This is a genomic window from Mycobacterium interjectum (assembly GCF_900078675.2).
Taxonomy (GTDB): Bacteria; Actinomycetota; Actinomycetes; order Mycobacteriales; family Mycobacteriaceae; genus Mycobacterium; species Mycobacterium interjectum.
This window is the reverse complement of the sequence record NZ_LT546237.1, coordinates 2,988,553-3,009,418: the sequence shown is the minus strand read 5'-3', so window position 1 is coordinate 3,009,418 and position 20,866 is coordinate 2,988,553. Positions and strand designations below refer to the sequence as shown.

Sequence of the window (20,866 nt, the reverse complement as noted above, 5' to 3'; positions counted from 1 at the left end):
CGCCGCCGCGGCGTGTCGCCGCCCTGGGCGCACACGCAAAGCCGTCAGCGCACACTCGAGCGGCGCGGCTGCGAGGAGGGTAGCCGCCGACCTACATGCGTTCGAGGTTTCGGAATTCGTCGGTCCCGAACCAATGGGCTTCGAGATCCGCCGTGGCCTGATTAACGTCAGCCGGGCTGATCTTGTTCGCGATCTCCCACAGCCCGTAGTAAGCCCAGCCGTTTCCGGGAAAAGTTCCCGTCGGGATTTGGTCGGGATCGGCGCCCGGGAGCTTATTCAAGCTCTCCAACAGCAGCTGCTTGGCCGTGTCCAGGTCGTGTCGGGCCGAATCCGCCCTCCGGATCAGGACGGAGGCCAGGGTTTGGCGCGCGGGATAGAGCCATACGGGAAGCTCCTTATAGGGCAGGGCGTCCTGGATCACCCTCGCGCGGTCCGCATGGTCAACCGCTTCGTTCCACTTGGCTTCCGAGCCGGCGATCCGCGCCTGTCCCAGCTCATTGAGGATCGCGGCCAGGCACAGGCCTTTCCAATCCCTAGGGAGTTGGACGCCGGCTGCGGGAGGATCGCAGTTCTCGTTCTGTTCGCCCTTGTTCTTGCGATATTGTGCGAGGTCGTTGCCGAATTTGCCGACCCATTTACTGGAACGATTTCCGTCCCAGATATCCGCCATCAGCTGCGCGTAGTCATAGGCAAGATTTGCGAGCGGCTGCTGGTCGAAAGAATCCGGTCCCCGGAAGTTACGAATATCCCCCGTACTGGTGAAATTCATCCTTGCGAGGTAATAGATGGTTCTGTATCTGTCCGCACCGCTTCCCTTCCCTTCGCCGGGCGCCGATCTCAACAGCTTCTCCGCGTAAGGATTGACGTCCTGAGTGTCGCCGCTCAACACCGCAGCGGCGAGTAGGAAATGAATATTGTGGAGGTAATAGTCATACCTATAGCGATCGTCGTCCGGGCGATACAAATCCGGCTCCTTGGCAAAATACGCTTCGTCCGCCTCGATGGCTTTTTTGTTGGCCCAGATCGCGTCCTGCATGTCCCCGATGCGGTAGTAGATGTGGGACGGCATGTGGACCAGGTGACCTGCATTCGGTGCCAATGACGCTAACAGGCCCGCATATGGTTTCGCCGCGCCCGGCGTGCGTGACCCTTCCATGAGGTGGATATACCAGTGGATGGGCCCTTCGTTTTGCGGGTACCGGCCAAAGTCCAAAGCCTCCTTGAGAGAAGTCTGTGCCTCCGTGAGCGGCCCGCTCCACTCGGTGATCAGTTTTCCGTTTTTGTCCCAGTAATTCCAAGGCGTCAGGTTCATGGCCGAGTCAGCGAAAAGCGTCATGACATTGGTGTCATCGCTGCCGAACTCGTCACGCACTCTTTTCATCCCGCGGTAATAGGCTTGGTTGCGAACCCGTTGGCATTCCTTTTCGTCCTTAACAGTGCAATCCTGGTAGCGTTCGAACAAAGCCCGGATGATCTCCCAGTCTTTAGCACTCGGATTCGCATCTATGGCGCGGTGGAGCGCCTCTCTCGCGGCCTTCCGGTCAGGCTCCGATTGTTTGGGCATATTGATGTCTACGCCAAGCGGCAGCGCTTGGGCCCAGTAGCACGCCGAGCAACGAATGCCAGCATTCTCGGCCTCATCGGCCGCTGCGCGGAACGCTCTCAAGGACTCACGATTGTTGAACGCGAAGAAGAATTGTAAGCCCTGATCAAAATACGGCTGGCTCGACGGCACGGGCACGGGCCAATGCGCGGTTCCGATAAAGGGGTATAACGGCGGCGGCGCCGGATCATCCTCGGCCAGGCTGGATAGGGGACAAGTCTGGGTCGGCTTTTTCGTCCCTCGCATGCTGTCCATACCCGAGTCCGCGTCCGTGTCGGCAGCGGGCTGCGTCGTCGTCTCCTCGGACGGGCCTGCACAAGCATCTGCCCGCTCGGAAGGCGAACAGCATGATGCAACGGTGAAAACAACGATAATCGCCACCGCCGACAGTCTGCTCCGGAATAGTTTGAGCATGACTTCCCTCGTAGCAGAACAATCTTGCGGGCAAGCTCATTGAGACGAAGGCATCTTATTCCGCAGCGAGTCGCCGCGCCACGATATGACGGCATGGCTTTCCGGCGACGCCGCTAAGGGGTGGACGGCCCGCCGTACTGCCACACCAGGCTGTGGTTGCCGGTCATGGTCGGGTTGCACCACATCGTCCGGCCGTTGGCGTCCTGGGTGGTGGCGTGCAGCACCGTGCAGGCGTCACCCGGCCCGGGGGCGTCGGCGCGGGCGACACCGCCGCCGGCCACCGGTGCGACGGCCGCTATCAGCGCCGCGACGAGGAAGCGAAGTCTGTTCATGGCGGAGTTCTCCTGGCGACTTCACGTTATCCGGGCATTAACTCGCGGGCAAAGGATTCTTTGCCCCTATCCGAGCCACGGGCCTAGAACGCGTTCTAATCTGTCAAACCATGGGATTTCTCAAGCCCGAGCTGCCTCAGCTCGACATGGCGGAATGGAACAAGGGCACCCGCAGCGAGAAGATCCGTCCGATGGCCCGGCACTGGGCCGAGGTGGGCTTCGGCACGCCGGTCGCCCTGCACCTGTTCTACGTCGTCAAGATCCTCCTGTACATCCTGGGCGGGTGGCTGTTCGCCTCGGCCACCGGGGGACTCGGGGGGTTCACCAACGTCGCGCACTGGTGGTCCGAGCCGATCGTCTTCGAGAAGGTCGTGCTGTACACGATGCTGTTCGAGGTGGTCGGGCTGGGTTGCGGCTTTGGGCCGCTAAACAACCGGTTCTTCCCGCCGTTGGGCTCGATCCTGTACTGGATGCGGTTCGGCACCATCCGGCTGCCACCGTGGCCCGACCGCGTTCCGTTCACCAAGGGCAGCGCCCGCCGGCCGATGGACGTCTTCTTGTACGCGGCGCTGCTGTTTATGACGCTGTGGGCGTTGTTCTCCGACGGCACCGGCCCGGTGCCGGAGCTGGGCACCAGGGTGGGGCTGCTGCCGACGTGGCAGATCGTGTGGATCTTGCTGTTCCTCGGTCTGGCGGGGCTGCGCGACAAGGTGATCTTCCTGGCCGCGCGCGGCGAGGTTTACGCGACGATGGCGGTGACCTTCCTCTTCGGCGGGCCCGACATGATCGTCGGGTCCAAGGTGGTGTTCCTGGTCATCTGGATGGGGGCGGCGACCTCGAAGCTCAACAAGCACTTCCCGTTCGTGATCTCGACGATGATGTCCAACAACCCGCTGATGCGGCCCCGGTGGCTGAAGCGGCGTTTCTTCGAGAAGTTTCCCGACGACCTACGGCCCGGCCGGCTGTCGCGGTTCGTGGCCCACGTGAGCACCGCCATCGAGATGCTGGTGCCGCTGCCGCTGTTCTTCTGCCACGGCGGCTGGCCGACGACGGTGGCCGCGATCGTGATGGTGTGCTTTCACCTCGGCATCCTCGTGTCGATCCCGATGGGCGTGCCGCTGGAGTGGAACGTCTTCATGATCTTCGGTGTGCTGTCGTTGTTCGTCGCGCACGCCCGCCTGGGGTTGACCGACCTGAAGCATCCGGTGCTGGTCGCGATCCTGTTCGTCGTGATCGCGGGAATCGTGGTGCTGGGCAACATGTTTCCGCGCAAGATCTCCTTCCTGCCGGGGATGCGCTACTACGCCGGCAATTGGGACACGACGCTGTGGTGCATCAAGGGATCGGCCAACGAGAAGATCGGGCGGGGCATCATCGCGATCGCGAGCATGCCGCAGGCCCAGCTGGAGCGGTTCTACGGCAGCCCGGAAGCGGCCCAGATACCGATCTTCATGGGGTACGCGTTCCGCGGGTTCAACACCCATGGCCGAGCCCTGTTCACGCTGGCCCACCGCGCCATGGCGGGGCAGAACGAGGACGACTACGTCATCACCGACGGCGAACGGATCTGCAGCACCGCGATCGGCTGGAACTTCGGCGACGGCCACATGCACAACGAGCAGCTCATCACCGCCATGCAGCAGCGCTGCCACTTCGAGCCGGGTGAGGTGCGCGTCGTGCTGCTCGACGCGCAGCCCATCCACAAACAGACCCAGGCCTATCGGCTGGTGGACGCCGCGACCGGCGAGTTCGAGCGCGGCATCGTGCGGGTCGCCGACATGGTGACCCGGCAGCCCTGGGCCGACGACGTGCCGGTCCAGGTCCTTGATTAACCGCGTCCGCTCGCGGGGCTAAGCGCCCGCCCGCACCTGCCGCGCCGCCGCGACCATGTTGCGCAGCGACGCGGTCACCTCGTCGGCGTTGCGCGTCTTGAGACCGCAGTCGGGGTTGACCCAAAGCCGTTGCGGCGGAACGGCTCGCAGCGCTGCGCGCAGCGAGCGGGCCATCTCGTCGACGCTCGGCACCCGCGGCGAGTGAATGTCGTAGACGCCCGGTCCCACGCTGTTGGCGAAGCCGACGGAGTTCAGGTCGTCGAGCACCTCCATGTGCGAGCGGGCCGCCTCGATGGAGGTGACGTCGGCGTCCAGGTCGGCGATCGCCCCGATCACCTCGCCGAATTCCGAGTAGCACAGGTGGGTGTGAATCTGCGTCGAGTCGCCGACGCCGGACGTGGCCAGGCGGAAAGCCCCCACGGCCCAACGCAAATAGTCCTCCTGCTGGGCGCGGCGCAACGGCAGCAGCTCGCGCAGCGCCGGCTCGTCGACCTGGATGACGGCGATCCCGGCGGCCTGCAGGTCCACCGTCTCGTCGCGAATGGCGAGCGCCACCTGGTTGGCGGTGTCGGCCAGCGGCTGGTCGTCGCGCACGAACGACCAGGCCAGGATCGTGACGGGCCCCGTCAACATGCCCTTCACCGGCTTGTCGGTCAGGGACTGGGCGTAGCTGATCCACTCGACGGTCATCGGGTGCGGTCGCCACACGTCGCCGTAGAGGATCGGCGGACGCACGCAGCGGCTGCCGTAGCTCTGCACCCAGCCGTTCTGGGTGGCGAAGAACCCCTGCAGCTGCTCGGCGAAGTACTGCACCATGTCGTTGCGCTCCGGCTCGCCGTGCACCAGCACGTCGAGGCCGAGCTCCTCCTGCAGCTTGACGACGTCGGCGATCTCCTGGCGCATCTTGGCGATGTACTCCGCCTCGTCGATCTCGCCGGCCCGAAACGCCGCGCGCGCCTTGCGGATTGCGGAGGTTTGCGGGTACGAGCCGATGGTGGTGGTGGGCAGCGGCGGCAGGTGCAGCCGCGCCTCCTGGCTGGCGCGTCGCTGCTCCGCGTCGCCGCGGTGCGCGCCCGACGCGACGATCGAGTCGATGCGCGCCCGAATCTGATCGTCGTGCAGCCGCGGATCGCCCTTGCGCGACGCCACGGCGGCGTCGGACGCCGCGATCTCCTCGGCGACGGCGTCACGCCCGTCCCGCAGTGCGCGCGCGAGGGTGACGACCTCGCCCACCTTTTCGGCCCCGAACGCCAGCCAGCTGCGCAGGTTGTCGTCGAGTTCGGCTTCGGGCTCGAGCGAATACGGAACGTGCATTGTCGAGCACGACGTCGAAACCGCAACCGCACCAGCCGAACCCCGCAGGGTGGCCAGCTTGCCCAGCGCCGCTTCCAGATCCGTGCGCCACACGTTGCGCCCGTCGACGACGCCGGCCACGAGCAGCTTACTGGACAGTTCCGGGATGCCCGCGACCGCGGTGTCCGCGCCGGCGACCAGGTCGACACCGATCGCCTCGACGGGCGTGCGGGCCAGCCCCGCCAGCGAGCCGCCGGGGTCGCCGAAGTAGGTGGCGACGTAGATGGCGGGCCGGTTGCTCACCGCGCCCAGCGCGTTGTACGCCGCCTCGGCCAGCGCGGGCGCGTCGGGGGAGATGTCGGTGACGAGCGCGGGCTCATCGAACTGCACCCACCACGCCCCGCTGTCGGCGAGCGAACCGAGCAACTCCGAGTAGATCGGCACCAGCTCTTCAAGCCGCTCGATCGGCGCGCCGCCGCCGTTGACGGCCTTGCTGAGCAGCAGGAAGGTGATCGGCCCGATGACGACCGGGCGCGCGGGAATCCCTTGCTGCAGCGCCTCCTTCAGCTCGGAGAGCACCTTGTCGGGGTTCAGCGAAAACTTGGTGGCGGGTTCGATCTCGGGAACCAGGTAGTGGTAGTTGGTGTCGAACCACTTCGTCATCTCCAGCGGCGCGACATCGGGGTTGCCACGGGCCACGGCGAAGTAGCGGTCCAGATCGTCGGAAACCCGCGTGGCCCTGGCCGGCAGCGCGCCGAGCATCACCGCCGTGTCGAGCATCTGGTCGTAATACGAGAAGGTGTTCACCGGGACCGAGTCCAGGCCGGCGGCGGCCAGCCCGGACCACGTGTCGCGGCGCAGATCGGTGGCGACGGATTCCAGCTCGGCCCGACTGGTCCGGCCGGCCCAGTAACCCTCGGTGGCGCGCTTGAGTTCGCGCTTCGGGCCGATGCGCGGGGAGCCGGTAACCGTGGCGGTGAATGGTTGAGAGGTGATCACTTTGTCGTCCTAACACTCGACGGGTGGTTCACCGCCGCCGGACGCGCAGCCGAAGCAACGACCGAACGCCCATTCCACGAGGCGATGAGCCGCCGGACGCGGCGCGCCCGGCACAGCCGGCAGGTCTTCGGACTCGCAGGCGCGCACCGGGCGGTGCTCCTACTGGCCGTTGCTTCCCAATCCTTCGATCAGTGCGTGTGACGGCGGTCGTTCCTGCTCACCGCTGCGGGACAGTCCCGGACTTCCACCGGGTTCCCTCTCGCGGGGCATGCGTAACATGCCCCGCTCGATGCCGGCGCCACGGTTGCGGCGACGGCAAACCAGCTGCGCAGCGGAGTTTACCGCGTCGACCGTCGCGGTGAAGGCCGTCAAGTACTGCGCGGGACCGTCCGCGCTGATACAAATGCTCTCAACGCTAGAAAAGGAATCCCACCATGAAGACGAGACTGTTGATGGCCACGTTCGGCGCTGCGGCGGCCTTGGCCGCCGGTGCGCTCGGGGCCGCGCCGTCGGCCTCGGCCGACAGCGACTTTTGCAACTCGCTCCCGCCCAAGGACGCTCGCGATTGCAACTGTGGCTTCAATTTCGCCCCCGGTAGTCCGGAGTTTCAGCAATGTATGTCGGGGAAGGCGCCTGCGCCCGGTCCCGCGCAGCCCTAGGCGGCGGTACTAAGCCCTCGGCGCCAGCGGCAGCTGCGGCAGCCACAGCGAGCTCTCGGTCCGCGGGAACCCGGCCGTCGGCCGGAAACCGGGAACCAGCCCGATATGCCCGGCCCGGTCGACCCACTCCTCAACCAGCACGCGCAACACCTGCCGGACGATGTGCCCGCCTCGGCACCGCATCGACCCCGCGCCCAGACTCCAATGCCGGTGCGCCCTAACGCCAATCACCAGATCATCGGTGGACATGGCGTCGCTGCCGTCCCGCTGCACCGCGGCGATGCACAACATCACCACCATGCCGGCCGGCAGCTCGACGGCACCGACGGTCGTCGGCTGGGTCGTAAAGCGTTGGCAGCCCTGCACCATCGGCTCCAACCGGAGGACCTCTTCGACGAACCCGCCGATCAGCTCAGGCTGACGTCGAAGCAGGTCGCTCAATTCGGGCAGGCGTGCCAACTCGAGCAGGTGCCAGCCGGCGTGTTTGAACAGGTTGCGGCAGGCCTCGGCGAAGACGTGGCCGGACTGCCCGGCAAGGTGCCCGGCGGGCAACAACCTCAGGCGCGCCACGATGTCGAAAAGGGCGGCGGCCATCGGCGCGGTCACATCGGCCACCGCGTCACCCCCACCAGCGGCGACGAAACGATCGATCAGCGCGGCTGCGATCGGACGCATTGCCGCCGCAATGTCGTGGGCTGATTTCGGCGCGAAGAGCTGCTGGTGGACCTCGAGATCGCGGTCGGGCACAGCGCGGGCGCGATCCATTCTCGGATCGTCCAGATGCGCCAACACTTCTTCTCGCCCCACGACAAACACCCAGTTGGCCACCGGATCTCGCAAAACCGGACCGGCCTGTCGCGCCAGGTGCCAACCCAAGCCGCGGTCCGTGCTGAGGGCGGTTCCCGCCTCGGCCGGAAAGACCGGGCAGTCGGCGAGCTTCATGTGCCCAGTGCTTCGGCGATGGGGGTGTCACCGTTGTTGAAGTCGATGGTTCGCCCGACGGTCGAGTCGTCCGCGAGTGCGGCCGCCGCGACGAGGGCGACGTCGGCGCGCGAGACCTCGCCCTTGCCCTGGCCCAAGGCGATGCGTCCGGTGGCCGGCTCCAGCGTCAGACGGCCCGGTCCCAGCACGGTCCACTGCAGGCCGCTGGCCCGCAGGTGCGCATCGGCGGCCGCCTTGGCCTCCGCATAGGGGAAGAACGAGTTCTCGCTTGGCACACCATGATCCGGCCCCGCGCCGAAGTAGGACACCATCACGAACCGCTTGAGGCCCGCCCGCGCGGCGGCATCGATCACCCGGATCGCGGCGTCGCGGTCGACGGCGAACGTCCGCGCTGGGTTACCGCCGCCCGCTCCCGCGGAGAAGACGACCGCGTCGTGACCGGCCAGCAGGCCGGCCAGCGCGTCGGTGTCGAGCCGCTCGATGTCGGCGACCGCCGGTGTCGCGCCGGTCGCCGCGACGTCGTCGGCCTGGTCGGGGTTGCGGAACACCGAAGTGACCTCGTCGCCGCGGTCGGTCAGGACCCGGGCCAGCTGCAGCCCGACCTTGCCGTGTCCGCCGATGACGACGATGCGTGCCATACCAACCGAAGGTACCGGCGCACCTGCCTTTTAGAGCTTCACCCGGCCCATGATCAGGTCGATGATCGGCTTGCCGGGCGGGTAGGCGCCGGTCAGCGACGCCATCGTGTGGCCGTAATCCACTAGCAGGGTGATCCCGTTGATGCCGAAGGCGGCGGCGCTGTTCAGGAACGCCATCACGTCGCCCATCTGCTCGGGCGTGTGCACCTTGGAGCCGGTCTCGTCGCGGTAGTCCTGCGCGAAGGTGAGCCAGAGGTCGGCATTGGCCTGGGCCAGCGGGGTGTCGGTGGGACCCGGGCAGATCGCATTGATCCGGATGCCCTTCTTCAGCAGCGGGTAGCCCTGCGTCGCCACGTAGGCGTTGACGACCTTCTTGGAAAAGCCGTAGTGGATGATGCCCTCCGCTTCGTGCGCCTTGACCCACTCTTGGGCGGCCGCGAAGTCCGGCGTGGCGAGGAACTCCGTCAGCAGCTCCAGGTCGTTCTCCCAGCCCATGCCGGCCACCGACGAGATGAAGCAGATCGCCGAGCCCGAGGGAAGCCGGTTCTTCTCGAGCAGGCGGCCGATGAGGTGGCGGTGGCCGATGAAGTTGATCGCCATCAGGTCGGTCGTTCCGTCGGCGATGCCGGCGGCCGAGAACAGTGCGTGGATCGGACCGTCCAACTGCTCGATCGCGGCGTCGATCGAGGCCGGGTCGCGCAGGTCCACCTGGATGGACTTGGCGACGTCGTAGTTCACCGGCGCGTAGTCCATCACGATGACTTCGGCGCCGAGCTCGGCCGCCGACTTGGCCGCCGCCGCGCCCATCCCGGTGGCGCCGCCAACGACGAGAGCCCGTTTGCCGTCGTAGCGCAACCGATCGACGATAGTCATGGAAAGCCCCTTCTCGTTCACTGCCAATCCGGTTCTAACCGCCCAACTGTATGGGTAACAGTTATTAGGTTCAATACCTAACTGCCCCGAACCGCGGCTCCGCGCAGGACCGTGTCTCGGACATGCACCAGCGCCGCGCGTTTCCCCACGGCGCGCAGGATGTTCTCCGGTATCCACTGCAGGCCGATGACGCAGCGTGCCAGCATCGTGATGGACGGGGCGTCGATGCTGATCTCCCCCGACTGGATCCCTTCGGAGAGCAGCGATTTCATCTGCCGCAGTCGGGTGGCGTACAGCCAGCCGGGGTTGGGGGTGTCCGGCGGCGATTGCCGCATCCAGGCCAGCTGAATCCTGAACTCGTCGGAGAACCGGTCCAGCGCGTTGACGTTGACCCAGCTGAGGGCGTCGAGCTTCTCGACGGCCGTCGAGTCCGAGCGCAGGACGCCGACCCAACCGGCCTCGACCTTGCGCCCGAAGGACTCCATGATCGAGGCGAGGAGTTCGTCCTTGGACCCGATCACCCGATACACCGTCCCGGTGCCGAGGCCGGCCGCGGACGCGATGTCCCGGATGGTCGTCACCTCGTACCCTCGGCGACCGAACTCGGTTCGTGCCACCGAGAGGACGCGGGCCGCCTTGTCATCAGAGTCCGTTTCGCCGTCGTCGGCCCACGTGTCGATGACGTCGCGGGCGGCCGCGAAGGCGTTGGACCGATCCAACGCCGCATCGGTGGGTGGCCGGGCCGCCAACCCGTCCAAGATGATTCGGCACAGCAACCCGGCCACCTGGTCGGCCGCAGAATTGTGCCGCATGACGGCGAGCCCGACCTGCAGCATCGTCTGGCAGATCCGGTCGGCCAGCGTGGGCAGGTCGATGTCGGGTTTGATGTAGCCGCTCCACCTGCCGGCGCGCAGCGTCTGCAGCATCGCCTCCTGCACGGCGTTGGGTGCCTCCCGCGTCAGCTTCATCAGCTCCGGATCGTCGTTCGGCCCCTCGTAGAACGACATCTGCAGGGCGGCGCCGTGTCGCACCGCGCAGTTGGCGATCGCCTTTCCCAGCTCGAGGATCTTCTCCGAAGCGGGTCGCGAGTCGGGTTCATCCAGTTTCGCCTGCGCCGTTTGTCCGATGCGGTTGAGATCCTCCTGGTAACGGTGGATCAACTCGATGAGGATCGCTTCCTTGGACGCGAAATGGTGGTACAGGCTGCCGGGAAGAATGCCTGCCGCATCGGCGATTTCCTGCAGCGACGTGCGCAGTCCGGACGAGGCGATCAACGAAGCCGCGGTCTGCAGGATCTCGGTTCGGCGCGTCCCGGAGTCGTCGGCGGCGCTGACGCGCAATGGCTCCGCTTTCGCCATGATCAGCGGTGTGCAGATCCGGACGATTGCGGCTTCGCAAACATGCGCATTCGTCCTCTCGCGCGAACCAAATATTTGTTAGAGGCTATCAGACCACACGCCACAAACGCCCTGCATAAAGCCGTTGCGGTCCCATTCTAGAGGCTGCGGCCCACGCGGAGGCCGCGTGCGACCACGGGCGTAGACCGGCGGCACGGAGGCGCCCACTGCGCCGGCAATCGCTCCCGCGGTGCCGCCGACGCGTCGCCCGGCGGCTCGTACAAGTGCCTGGACTCAGCCAAGAATTGGCGAAAGGGCAGACTTCTGCGTCCGATGCGCCTACCATTCCGCACATAGTAGAAATAATCGCCATAGACGACTATATCGATAGGCGACTGTTATATGTGGATGACAAGTAAGCCGTCGATGCGGCCGGGCGCGTAGGGGGGTTGCGATGGTCCTGGACTTTTCTTGGTTGCCACCGGAAATCAACTCGGCGCGGATCTTCACCGGCGCGGGAACGACGCCCTTGTTCACGGCAGCGCGGGCGTGGGACGGGTTGGCCCAGGAGTTGCAGGCCTCGGCCTCGTCGTTTCATTCGGTGATAACCCAGCTGACCGCGGGGCCGTGGTCGGGCCCCGCGTCGACGGCGATGGCGGCCGCGGCGGCGCCGTATGCGTTGTGGCTGAACGCGGCGGCGGAGCGGGCCGCGGGGACGGNCGCGGTACAGCGCGGCGATCCGGGCCCGCAACGAGGGGTCGGCGATCACCAGCCACCGCCAGGACTGTTGGTTGGAGCCGTTGGCCGCCTGCAAACCGATGCGCAGGCAATCCCGGATGTCCCCGAGGTCGACGGTGGCCTTCAGGTCGAGCGACTTGCGCGCCGACGGGGTAGCGGTGAGCAGGTACTCGATGTCCATCAGTGCCGGCCTCTCTTCGCAAGGCGCGCACCAAGTTCCGTGAGGTAGCGGTCGGGCCCTGAAAGAAGTCCGCTCCAGCTCAGCAGGCGCTTGAGATAGAGGTGAGCATCGTGTTCCCAGGTGTAGCCGATGCCGCCGAACACCTGGATGGCGGTGTCGCCGACGGTGGCCAGCCGCCCCGCGAAGGCCTTGGCCCGCAACGCGGATAGGTGGCGCTCCTCGGCGCCGGCGTTGTCGGCCGCCCAGATCGCGTGGATGACGCCGCTGCGGGCGAGCTCGACGGTCTCATACATGTCGACGCAGAGGTGTTGGACCGCTTGGAAGGAACCGATGACCTGACCGAATTGCTTTCTGACTTTTGCGTATTCGATGGCAAGGTGCATAACTGCGCGCGCCGCGCCGAGCGCGTCGGCGGCCGTCGCGACGAGCACGTCGTCGACGATGGCCGCCACGGCGTCCGGCGGCGCCGTGGCCAGCCGGTGCGCGGACGCGCCGTCGAGATCGACCCGGAACCGCTTGCGGGTCTGGTCGATTCCGGGCTCCGGCGTCACCGAAATCCCGGCGGAGCCGGTCCTTAATGCGAAAAGCCCGGTGCTTGCCTGGTCCCCGGCGAGCACCAGCAAGGTGTCGGCCGCCGCTGCATCGGGCACGCCGGCGATCTCGCCCCGCAGGACGGTGTCGCGTCCTTGCCCGGCCACCTCGACGCGGGCGGCGCCCTCATCGAGAAAGCCCACCGTGGCGATGCTGGTCCCGTCGGCGATCCCGGCCAGAATCGTTGCGGCACTGGCGTCGCCGCGGAGCCGCGTCAGTGTCCGTGCCGCGGCGACCGCGGTCGACAACCACGGGCCGGGGTGCAGTGCGGCGCCGAGCTCCTCTGCGACCACGCCGGCCTCGACCATCGTCATCCCGGCGCCGCCGTGTTCCTCCGGCACCAGCAGCCCGGTTACCCCGAGATCGGCCAGTCCGCGCCAGACGGCTTCGTCGACGCCGGTCTGGTCGTCGAGCAGCTCGCGCACATGTCCCGAAATCGGGGCCTTCTCAGCAAGAAAGCGCCGCGTCGTGTCGCGCAGCGCGGCCTGCTCGTCGGTGAGTTCGAGGTTCATTTTCGCGGCAGCCCGAGCACTCGCTGCGCGGTGATGTTCTTGTTGATCTGGGTCGTTCCGCCCGCGATGGTGAGCGAACGGGAGCTGAGCCGGTAGTTGGCCCACGCAGCGTTGGCGCCTCCGGTGCCGAGCACGTCGAAAGCCAGGACGGCCATGTCCTGTCCAATCTCACCCCACACGGTCTTGGCGAGGCTGGCCGACGCGAACGGATCGCCGCCATGCAGGGTCGCGGAGATCGACCGCTGGCAGAGCACCTCGAGATACTTGATGCGGACGGCGATTTCGCCGAGGCGCCGCAGTATCACGGGGTCGTCGAGTGCACCGCTTTGCGTGGCGATGTCGTCCACCAGTTCTTCCAGCCTCACCTGCATCTCCGCGTACAGCCGCGCCGCCCCCGCGCGCTCGTGGCTGAGCGTGGTGGTCGCGACCTGCCAGCCCGCATTGAGCGGACCCAGCAATGCGTCGGCCGGCACCCGCACATCATGAAAAAACACCTCGGCGAAATCAGTGTCGCCGTTGAGCGTGACGAGCGGCCGGACCTCAATGCCGGGCAGCGCCATGTCCACGATGAGGCAGGAGATCCCCTTGTGCTTCGGGGCTTCGGGGTCGGTGCGCACGTACAGCTGACACCAGTGCGCCCGATGCCCCAGCGAGGTCCAGATCTTCTGGCCGTTGACGACGAAGTCGTCACCGTCCCGCGCCGCGCGGGTGCGCAAGGCGGCGAGATCGGAGCCAGCTTCGGGCTCCGACATTCCCTGGCACCAGATGTCGTCGGCACGCATCATGCGGGGGAGCAGCGCTGTCCTCTGGTCTTCAGTGCCGTACTGCATGATGGCGGGGGCGATGTTGTTCATCCCAATGACGTTGAGCGGCATCGGCGCCCGCGCGCGGGTGGTCTCCTCGGTGTAGATCAGCTGTTCGAGAACGGTCGCTCCGCGGCCGCCGTACTCCCGCGGCCAGGAGACCGCGGCCCACCCCGCGTCGGCCATCGTCCGGCTCCAGGCCCGCAGCAGCTCGATTGCCGCGTCGTCGCGGCCGGCCGGCCTGCGCGCGGCCACCAGCTCGTCGGTCAGGTTCGCCGACAGCCAGTCGCGCAGCTCGGCGCGGAACTGTTCCACTTCCGAGGGGTAGGAGAAATCCATTTTTCCGGACTTTACGGTTGAGCAGATAGCGGGTCAACAACGGTCAGTCGCCACGGGGTTCCGGAAAAGCGACGTCCGCGTTGCCCGGCATCGCGCTGATGCCGCGCCGCGCACACACTTCCAGTACCTCGTCGACGATGGATGCGGGCACGATGAACTTCGCCGTGGACGAGATCTCCTCGAGGTGCGCCTGGATGTCTTCGGCCGTCGGCCGGCTCTCGGGGTCGGCCAGCCAGCCTTCGCTGAGCCCGANCGAGGCGACGGCCGTGCCGCCCGCCGTCGTGATCTCGGCGACCACCTCGTCGGCGACGCCGGAGTCGGCGCCCTCGCCACGCATCGAACCGCCGAGGTCGTTGACCACCACCGCGGCGCCCCGGCGGGCCAAATCCAGTGCGTAAAGGCGGCCGAGCCCCCGACCGGCCCCGGTGACCACGGCCGCCTGGCCGGTGAAGTCGATCATGCGTCTCCCGATTGACTGCAATTTTGCCGGACTCTACGGTGGAACAGATATTTGGTCAAAGGGAGGTTGAGCGTGGGGGACGACGCTCGTGCCGAGCGGCTGCAGGCCCTGGGCATGTTCGCGTCCGCGCTGGCGGGCCGCGCCACGGCGGTCGCCGGGCTGCGACCGGGCGAACCCCCCTGGACGGACGGCCAGACCATTTACGTCGATGCCGCCGCCGAAGGCCGCGCGCAACTCGAAGCGGTTGCCGTACAGGCATCGATGATCGCGGCGGGCAGCCTGGCCCCGGGCGTCGTGCGTCCGCTCGTCCGTCATCCGCGGTTGGCCCGGCGCTACCTGGCGGTCGAGGGGCACCGCGCGCTGGTCGCCGCCGGCGACCTGCTCCCCGGCATGCTGGCGTCGTTGCCCGACAGCGAGATGGCGAGCCGCAGCGACTCACCCGCGGCGTCGCTGCGAATCGCCAAGGCGCGCGCGAGGATCGACGACCCGCCGGCTGGATTCGGCGTGATCCGTGCGGCGAAGGTGCTGGCCGCGCGCCGCGTGGCCGAACAACAGGACCAGGCGAGTCCCGGGCACGTGCCGCGCAGCCGGGGCGCGAGGGAACTGGCGGAGCTCGATGACGGTGAGACCGACGATTCCGACGATCCGGACCTGTTCACCAGCCCGGTGGGCGGGGGCGGCTTCATCGGCAAGTGGTTGAAGAAGATGTTGTCGTCGGCGCGCAAGACCGGCAGCGGCGGCGGACCGCCGGGGGCGGACACCCCGACGCATCGCACGAACTCGGGAATCCGCGGCCTGCACGCCGTGTCGTCGCTCGCGTCGCCCTCGACCCAGGACATCAACGACGAGGGCGCCGCAGCGGCCGCGGACGGCGTGAGGTATCCGGAGTGGGACGCCGGGCGCCAGGGCTACCGGCCCGCGTGGTGCACCGTGCGCGAGGTCGAGCCGACGATCAAAGCGCAGGCGACCCAGGAGATCGACGCCGCCATCGGGGTGCGGCGGCCGCTCTCGCGGCTGGGAATGGGGCTGCACCGCCGCCATCGTCAGTCGCAGGGCGATGACATCGACATCGACGCCGCGGTGGAGGCCCGCGTCGAGGTGCGGGCCGGGTCGGTCCCCGACGAGGCCGTCTACCTGGACAGCCTGCGCCGCCGCCGGGACCTGTCGGTGCTGCTGCTGCTCGACGTGTCGGGCTCAGCGGCCGAGGCCGCAACGGTGGGCCGCACGGTGCACCAGCAGCAGCGCGCGGCGGTCGCCAATCTCGCCGTCGCACTGCATGACCTGGGCGACCGCGTGGCGCTGTACGCCTACTACTCGCAGGGCCGGCAGGCGGTCAGCATGATTCCGGTGAAACGGTTCGACGACCACCTCGACTCCCGCGTCATGAGGCGGCTGAACAGCCTGGAACCCGGCGCATACTCCCGCCTCGGTGCGGCCATCCGCCACGGCTCGGCGGTCTTGGAGGCGCGCGGGGGAACGGCGCGGCGACTGCTGGTCGTGCTGTCCGACGGGCTCGCCTATGACCACGGATACGAACGGGCCTACGGCGCCGCCGACGCGCGCCGCGCCCTGACCGAGGCCCGCCGCCGGGGGACCGGCTGTGTATGCCTGACGATCGGTGCGGGCACCGACGTGCGGTCGCTGCGCAGAGTCTTCGGCAGCGCCGCGCACGCCACGATCGCGCGCCCGGATCAACTCGCCGGCGTCATCGGCCCGTTGTTCCGGTCCGCGCTGCGCTCGGCGGAGGTGCGCCGCCGGCCGCGTACCCCCGCGCCCGCCGGCGGTCGTTGAAACAAACATCTGTTCCGGATAGGCTCCAATCAACATCGAAAGGGAAGCCATGGCCAACGAGCCTGGGGTTGCTCACCGGAACGGCGTGACCCCCGAGGCGGACAGCGTGCGGCCCTACTACAAGGCGATCGGCAACGAGGAAGCCATTTTCAAGGCCGCCTACCGCCAGGGCCTGTCACTCGTCTTGAAGGGGCCGACGGGGTGCGGCAAGACCCGCTTCGTCGAGGCGATGGCCTACGACCTGGGCCGCCCGCTCATCACCGTCGCGTGCCACGACGACCTCACCACCGCCGACCTCGTCGGCCGGTATCTGCTGCGGGGCGACGAGACGGTGTGGGTGGACGGCCCGCTGACCCGGGCCGTGCGCGAGGGCGCTATCTGCTACCTGGACGAAGTGGTGGAAGCCCGGCAGGACACCACCGTGGTGCTGCACCCGCTCGCGGACCACCGGCGCCAGCTGCCCATCGAGCGTCTCGGCATCACGCTGGGCGCCGCGCCCGGGTTCGGCCTGGTGGTGTCCTACAACCCCGGTTACCAAAGCGTGCTCAAGGATCTCAAGGATTCGACGCGCCAGCGGATGGTCGCCGTCGAATTCGGTTTCCCCCCAGCCGATGTCGAAGAGGGCATCGTTGCGCACGAGGCGGGCGTGGACGCNGCGGGGACGGCCGGCGGGGCTCGGGCGGCCGCGACCGCCTTCGAGACGGCGTTGGCCGCGACCGTGCATCCGGCGCTGGTGACGGCGAATAGGGAGACGTTGGCGTCGTTGGCCGCGACGAATTTCCTGGGTCAGAACAGCCCGACGATCGCGGCCACCGAGTTCGAATACATGGAGATGTGGGCTCAGGACGTCGGCGCAATGCTGGGCTATCACTCGGCGGCGACATCGGCGGCCTCGACGTTGGCGCCGTTCAGTGTCCCGCCGGCAAGTCTGTCGGGGCTGACGGCGTGGGCGTCCCAGGCCGCCCTGGGGATTTCGTCGGCCTTGCCCGCGCCGTTGCAGGGCATAGCGGCGGAGGGCCCCGCCTTGATGTCGATGGTTCAGTCGTTACCACTGCAGAGCCTGTCGGGGTTTATGTACCCGCTGAGTATGGCGATGTATCCGCTGAGCATGATCATGGGCTTTGCCCGAATGGGCGGCATGGGTGGTGCGGCAGCCGGGCCGGCTGGGGGTGCTGCGTTGGCTCACGGGGTTGCGCCGGCGGCTCATGCGGCACTGCCGGCGATGAAGCCGTTGGGCGGCGGCGGGCTGGGGGCGGCGATGTCGGCCGGTTTGGGCAAGGCCCGCATGGTGGGGGCGTTGTCGGTGCCGTCGACCTGGCAGGGATCGATGCCGACCCGGTTGGGCAGTTCGGCGATGTCGGGACTGGGTGGGATGAACGCGACTGCGGCGATGCAGGGGGCCGATGCGGCGTCTGCCGGTCGCATGATGCCGATGCCGATGCCCATGGGTGGCATGGGCGCGGGCGCCATGCCCGGGGGGATGATGGGCCGCGGTGGCGCGAGTCCGCAAATGCCGCAGCAGCGGCCCACCGTGATCCCGCGGACCGGAGTCTGAGGGGCGTCGCCGAACTGACCGCACGGGGCGGCGTGATGATCGGTTCTAGAGCGCCGGGCCGTCCCAGCGGTCGCGCACGACCACCTCTTCGACGGGTCGCCGGGGGGCAGGGGAAAAGGTCCGCCCGGCGCGGAGGCGCGCCACCGGCAGCAGGCAGCCCTGTGTGTAGCTCTCCGGTATGCCGAGCAGCCGGCGGACCTCGGCTTCGCGGTGCAGGTGCAGAGTGGTGATGCAGGTCCCGTAGCCGCGGGTGTGCAGGGCGAGCTGGAAGTTCCACACGGCCGGGAAGATCGAGCCGTAGAGCGTGGCCTGATGGAACGACTCGTCGCCGTCGACGCGCGGGAGGTAGGGCTGGTAGCAAGGGATTACCAGCAGCGGCACGTCCGCCATGTTCTCGACCAACCACTCCGTCGACGACATGATGCGGCCTTCCGGCGTGCCGGCCGGCAGCAGGTCGGCGAGCAGCTGCCCGCCCACCCTCAGCAGGTAGGCCTCGCGGTACAGCGCGGCGATCCGGGCCCGCAACGAGGGGTCGGCGATCACCAGCCACCGCCAGGACTGTTGGTTGGAGCCGTTGGCCGCCTGCAAACCGATGCGCAGGCAATCCCGGATGTCCCCGAGGTCGACGGTGGCCTTCAGGTCGAGCGACTTGCGCGCCGACGGGGTAGCGGTGAGCAGGTACTCGATGTCCATCAGTGCCGGCCTCTCTTCGCAAGGCGCGCACCAAGTTCCGTGAGGTAGCGGTCGGGCCCTGAAAGAAGTCCGCTCCAGCTCAGCAGGCGCTTGAGATAGAGGTGAGCATCGTGTTCCCAGGTGTAGCCGATGCCGCCGAACACCTGGATGGCGGTGTCGCCGACGGTGGCCAGCCGCCCCGCGAAGGCCTTGGCCCGCAACGCGGATAGGTGGCGCTCCTCGGCGCCGGCGTTGTCGGCCGCCCAGATCGCGTGGATGACGCCGCTGCGGGCGAGCTCGACGGTCTCATACATGTCGACGCAGAGGTGTTGGACCGCTTGGAAGGAACCGATGACCTGACCGAATTGCTTTCTGACTTTTGCGTATTCGATGGCAAGGTGCATAACTGCGCGCGCCGCGCCGAGCGCGTCGGCGGCCGTCGCGACGAGCACGTCGTCGACGATGGCCGCCACGGCGTCCGGCGGCGCCGTGGCCAGCCGGTGCGCGGACGCGCCGTCGAGATCGACCCGGAACCGCTTGCGGGTCTGGTCGATTCCGGGCTCCGGCGTCACCGAAATCCCGGCGGAGCCGGTCCTTAATGCGAAAAGCCCGGTGCTTGCCTGGTCCCCGGCGAGCACCAGCAAGGTGTCGGCCGCCGCTGCATCGGGCACGCCGGCGATCTCGCCCCGCAGGACGGTGTCGCGTCCTTGCCCGGCCACCTCGACGCGGGCGGCGCCCTCATCGAGAAAGCCCACCGTGGCGATGCTGGTCCCGTCGGCGATCCCGGCCAGAATCGTTGCGGCACTGGCGTCGCCGCGGAGCCGCGTCAGTGTCCGTGCCGCGGCGACCGCGGTCGACAACCACGGGCCGGGGTGCAGTGCGGCGCCGAGCTCCTCTGCGACCACGCCGGCCTCGACCATCGTCATCCCGGCGCCGCCGTGTTCCTCCGGCACCAGCAGCCCGGTTACCCCGAGATCGGCCAGTCCGCGCCAGACGGCTTCGTCGACGCCGGTCTGGTCGTCGAGCAGCTCGCGCACATGTCCCGAAATCGGGGCCTTCTCAGCAAGAAAGCGCCGCGTCGTGTCGCGCAGCGCGGCCTGCTCGTCGGTGAGTTCGAGGTTCATTTTCGCGGCAGCCCGAGCACTCGCTGCGCGGTGATGTTCTTGTTGATCTGGGTCGTTCCGCCCGCGATGGTGAGCGAACGGGAGCTGAGCCGGTAGTTGGCCCACGCAGCGTTGGCGCCTCCGGTGCCGAGCACGTCGAAAGCCAGGACGGCCATGTCCTGTCCAATCTCACCCCACACGGTCTTGGCGAGGCTGGCCGACGCGAACGGATCGCCGCCATGCAGGGTCGCGGAGATCGACCGCTGGCAGAGCACCTCGAGATACTTGATGCGGACGGCGATTTCGCCGAGGCGCCGCAGTATCACGGGGTCGTCGAGTGCACCGCTTTGCGTGGCGATGTCGTCCACCAGTTCTTCCAGCCTCACCTGCATCTCCGCGTACAGCCGCGCCGCCCCCGCGCGCTCGTGGCTGAGCGTGGTGGTCGCGACCTGCCAGCCCGCATTGAGCGGACCCAGCAATGCGTCGGCCGGCACCCGCACATCATGAAAAAACACCTCGGCGAAATCAGTGTCGCCGTTGAGCGTGACGAGCGGCCGGACCTCAATGCCGGGCAGCGCCATGTCCACGATGAGGCAGGAGATCCCCTTGTGCTTCGGGGCTTCGGGGTCGGTGCGCACGTACAGCTGACACCAGTGCGCCCGATGCCCCAGCGAGGTCCAGATCTTCTGGCCGTTGACGACGAAGTCGTCACCGTCCCGCGCCGCGCGGGTGCGCAAGGCGGCGAGATCGGAGCCAGCTTCGGGCTCCGACATTCCCTGGCACCAGATGTCGTCGGCACGCATCATGCGGGGGAGCAGCGCTGTCCTCTGGTCTTCAGTGCCGTACTGCATGATGGCGGGGGCGATGTTGTTCATCCCAATGACGTTGAGCGGCATCGGCGCCCGCGCGCGGGTGGTCTCCTCGGTGTAGATCAGCTGTTCGAGAACGGTCGCTCCGCGGCCGCCGTACTCCCGCGGCCAGGAGACCGCGGCCCACCCCGCGTCGGCCATCGTCCGGCTCCAGGCCCGCAGCAGCTCGATTGCCGCGTCGTCGCGGCCGGCCGGCCTGCGCGCGGCCACCAGCTCGTCGGTCAGGTTCGCCGACAGCCAGTCGCGCAGCTCGGCGCGGAACTGTTCCACTTCCGAGGGGTAGGAGAAATCCATTTTTCCGGACTTTACGGTTGAGCAGATAGCGGGTCA

At 67.7% G+C, this 20,866-nt stretch carries 16 protein-coding genes, 4 pseudogenes and 1 riboswitch; of the genes and pseudogenes, 5 read left to right on the top strand and 15 right to left on the bottom strand.

What is annotated here, in order from left to right; all coding sequences use genetic code 11:
- Window positions 1-91 precede the first annotated feature (91 nt).
- Both BN4348_RS48765 and BN4348_RS48760 read right to left on the bottom strand, forming a co-directional pair.
- Complete coding sequence (locus tag BN4348_RS48765) at window positions 92-2,017, bottom strand: hypothetical protein (protein ID WP_235852786.1); 1,926 nt, start codon at window positions 2,015-2,017, stop codon at window positions 92-94.
- 113 nt (window positions 2,018-2,130) lie between these two features.
- The gene (locus BN4348_RS48760) at window positions 2,131-2,349 is read right to left on the bottom strand and encodes a hypothetical protein (protein ID WP_066915049.1); all 219 of its coding nucleotides are present in this window, start codon (window positions 2,347-2,349) and stop codon (window positions 2,131-2,133) included.
- 110 nt (window positions 2,350-2,459) lie between these two features.
- Here BN4348_RS48760 and BN4348_RS48755 point away from each other — a divergent pair, with 110 nt between their 5' ends.
- Window positions 2,460-4,181, top strand: coding sequence for a DUF3556 domain-containing protein (locus tag BN4348_RS48755; protein ID WP_066915046.1), 1,722 nt, complete (start codon window positions 2,460-2,462; stop codon window positions 4,179-4,181).
- Window positions 4,182-4,199: 18 nt separating this feature from the next.
- Here the strand turns inward: BN4348_RS48755 and metE are convergent, their stop codons facing one another.
- The 6 genes from metE to BN4348_RS48730 all read right to left on the bottom strand — a co-directional run bounded on the left by metE (window position 4,200) and on the right by BN4348_RS48730 (window position 10,943).
- On the bottom strand, window positions 4,200-6,470 hold the full coding sequence (gene metE, locus BN4348_RS48750) for a 5-methyltetrahydropteroyltriglutamate--homocysteine S-methyltransferase (RefSeq protein ID WP_066915084.1): 2,271 nt from the start codon (window positions 6,468-6,470) through the stop codon (window positions 4,200-4,202).
- A 122-nt stretch (window positions 6,471-6,592) separates the two neighbouring features.
- Window positions 6,593-6,759: riboswitch (cobalamin riboswitch) on the bottom strand.
- Between the two features lie 129 nt (window positions 6,760-6,888).
- Window positions 6,889-7,011 carry a hypothetical protein gene (locus tag BN4348_RS62220; protein WP_264033626.1) on the bottom strand — a complete coding sequence of 41 codons (123 nt, stop codon included), beginning with the start codon at window positions 7,009-7,011 and terminating at the stop codon, window positions 6,889-6,891.
- Window positions 7,012-7,141: 130 nt separating this feature from the next.
- A complete protein-coding gene (locus tag BN4348_RS48745; protein ID WP_066915044.1) occupies window positions 7,142-8,074 on the bottom strand; it encodes a cytochrome P450 in 933 nt (310 codons plus the stop codon).
- Window positions 8,071-8,712 carry an SDR family oxidoreductase gene (locus BN4348_RS48740; RefSeq protein ID WP_066915042.1) on the bottom strand — a complete coding sequence of 214 codons (642 nt, stop codon included), beginning with the start codon at window positions 8,710-8,712 and terminating at the stop codon, window positions 8,071-8,073. Before BN4348_RS48740 ends, BN4348_RS48745 begins: the two co-directional genes overlap by 4 nt.
- Window positions 8,713-8,742: 30 nt before the next feature.
- Complete coding sequence (locus tag BN4348_RS48735) at window positions 8,743-9,585, bottom strand: SDR family oxidoreductase (protein WP_066915083.1); 843 nt, start codon at window positions 9,583-9,585, stop codon at window positions 8,743-8,745.
- A gap of 77 nt (window positions 9,586-9,662) precedes the next feature.
- The gene (locus tag BN4348_RS48730; protein WP_066915040.1) at window positions 9,663-10,943 is read right to left on the bottom strand and encodes a TetR/AcrR family transcriptional regulator; all 1,281 of its coding nucleotides are present in this window, start codon (window positions 10,941-10,943) and stop codon (window positions 9,663-9,665) included.
- 433 nt (window positions 10,944-11,376) lie between these two features.
- Between BN4348_RS48730 and BN4348_RS61740 the strand changes: the two are divergent.
- Window positions 11,377-11,631 (top strand): annotated as a pseudogene (locus BN4348_RS61740) (PPE domain-containing protein); the annotation flags it as partial.
- Window positions 11,632-11,643: 12 nt separating this feature from the next.
- On the opposite strand, the pseudogene BN4348_RS61735 reads toward BN4348_RS61740, so the two are convergent.
- The 4 genes and pseudogenes from BN4348_RS61735 to BN4348_RS63150 all read right to left on the bottom strand — a co-directional run.
- A pseudogene (locus BN4348_RS61735) lies at window positions 11,644-11,841 on the bottom strand (nitroreductase family protein); the annotation flags it as partial.
- Window positions 11,841-12,944 carry an acyl-CoA dehydrogenase family protein gene (locus BN4348_RS48720; protein WP_066915034.1) on the bottom strand — a complete coding sequence of 368 codons (1,104 nt, stop codon included), beginning with the start codon at window positions 12,942-12,944 and terminating at the stop codon, window positions 11,841-11,843. The pseudogene BN4348_RS61735 and the gene BN4348_RS48720, both read right to left, overlap by 1 nt.
- Window positions 12,941-14,086 carry an acyl-CoA dehydrogenase family protein gene (locus BN4348_RS48715; RefSeq protein ID WP_066915032.1) on the bottom strand — a complete coding sequence of 382 codons (1,146 nt, stop codon included), beginning with the start codon at window positions 14,084-14,086 and terminating at the stop codon, window positions 12,941-12,943. The genes BN4348_RS48720 and BN4348_RS48715 overlap by 4 nt, the downstream gene beginning before the upstream one ends.
- A 253-nt stretch (window positions 14,087-14,339) precedes the next feature.
- Window positions 14,340-14,546, bottom strand: a pseudogene (locus tag BN4348_RS63150) (short-chain dehydrogenase); the annotation flags it as partial.
- A gap of 72 nt (window positions 14,547-14,618) precedes the next feature.
- Here BN4348_RS63150 and BN4348_RS48705 point away from each other — a divergent pair.
- The 3 genes and pseudogenes from BN4348_RS48705 (at window position 14,619) to BN4348_RS62550 (ending at window position 17,892) form a co-directional block, all read left to right on the top strand.
- Window positions 14,619-16,337 carry a nitric oxide reductase activation protein NorD gene (locus BN4348_RS48705; RefSeq protein WP_066915028.1) on the top strand — a complete coding sequence of 573 codons (1,719 nt, stop codon included), beginning with the start codon at window positions 14,619-14,621 and terminating at the stop codon, window positions 16,335-16,337.
- 49 nt (window positions 16,338-16,386) lie between these two features.
- Window positions 16,387-17,004, top strand: a pseudogene (locus BN4348_RS61730) (ATP-binding protein); the annotation flags it as partial.
- On the top strand, window positions 16,984-17,892 hold the full coding sequence (locus tag BN4348_RS62550) for a PPE family protein, SVP subgroup (RefSeq protein WP_235852917.1): 909 nt from the start codon (window positions 16,984-16,986) through the stop codon (window positions 17,890-17,892). The pseudogene BN4348_RS61730 and the gene BN4348_RS62550, both read left to right, overlap by 21 nt.
- 45 nt (window positions 17,893-17,937) lie before the next feature.
- Here the strand turns inward: BN4348_RS62550 and BN4348_RS48695 are convergent, their stop codons facing one another.
- Genes BN4348_RS48695 through BN4348_RS48685 form a run of 3 tightly spaced genes read right to left on the bottom strand, consistent with a single transcriptional unit; the run spans window position 17,938 to window position 20,830 of the window.
- Window positions 17,938-18,585 (bottom strand): nitroreductase family protein, encoded by a 648-nt coding sequence (locus tag BN4348_RS48695; protein WP_066915036.1) that lies wholly within the window; start codon window positions 18,583-18,585, stop codon window positions 17,938-17,940.
- Window positions 18,585-19,688 carry an acyl-CoA dehydrogenase family protein gene (locus tag BN4348_RS48690; protein WP_066915034.1) on the bottom strand — a complete coding sequence of 368 codons (1,104 nt, stop codon included), beginning with the start codon at window positions 19,686-19,688 and terminating at the stop codon, window positions 18,585-18,587. The genes BN4348_RS48695 and BN4348_RS48690 overlap by 1 nt, the downstream gene beginning before the upstream one ends.
- Window positions 19,685-20,830 carry an acyl-CoA dehydrogenase family protein gene (locus tag BN4348_RS48685; protein ID WP_066915032.1) on the bottom strand — a complete coding sequence of 382 codons (1,146 nt, stop codon included), beginning with the start codon at window positions 20,828-20,830 and terminating at the stop codon, window positions 19,685-19,687. The genes BN4348_RS48690 and BN4348_RS48685 overlap by 4 nt, the downstream gene beginning before the upstream one ends.
- Between the last annotated feature and the right edge of the window lie 36 nt (window positions 20,831-20,866).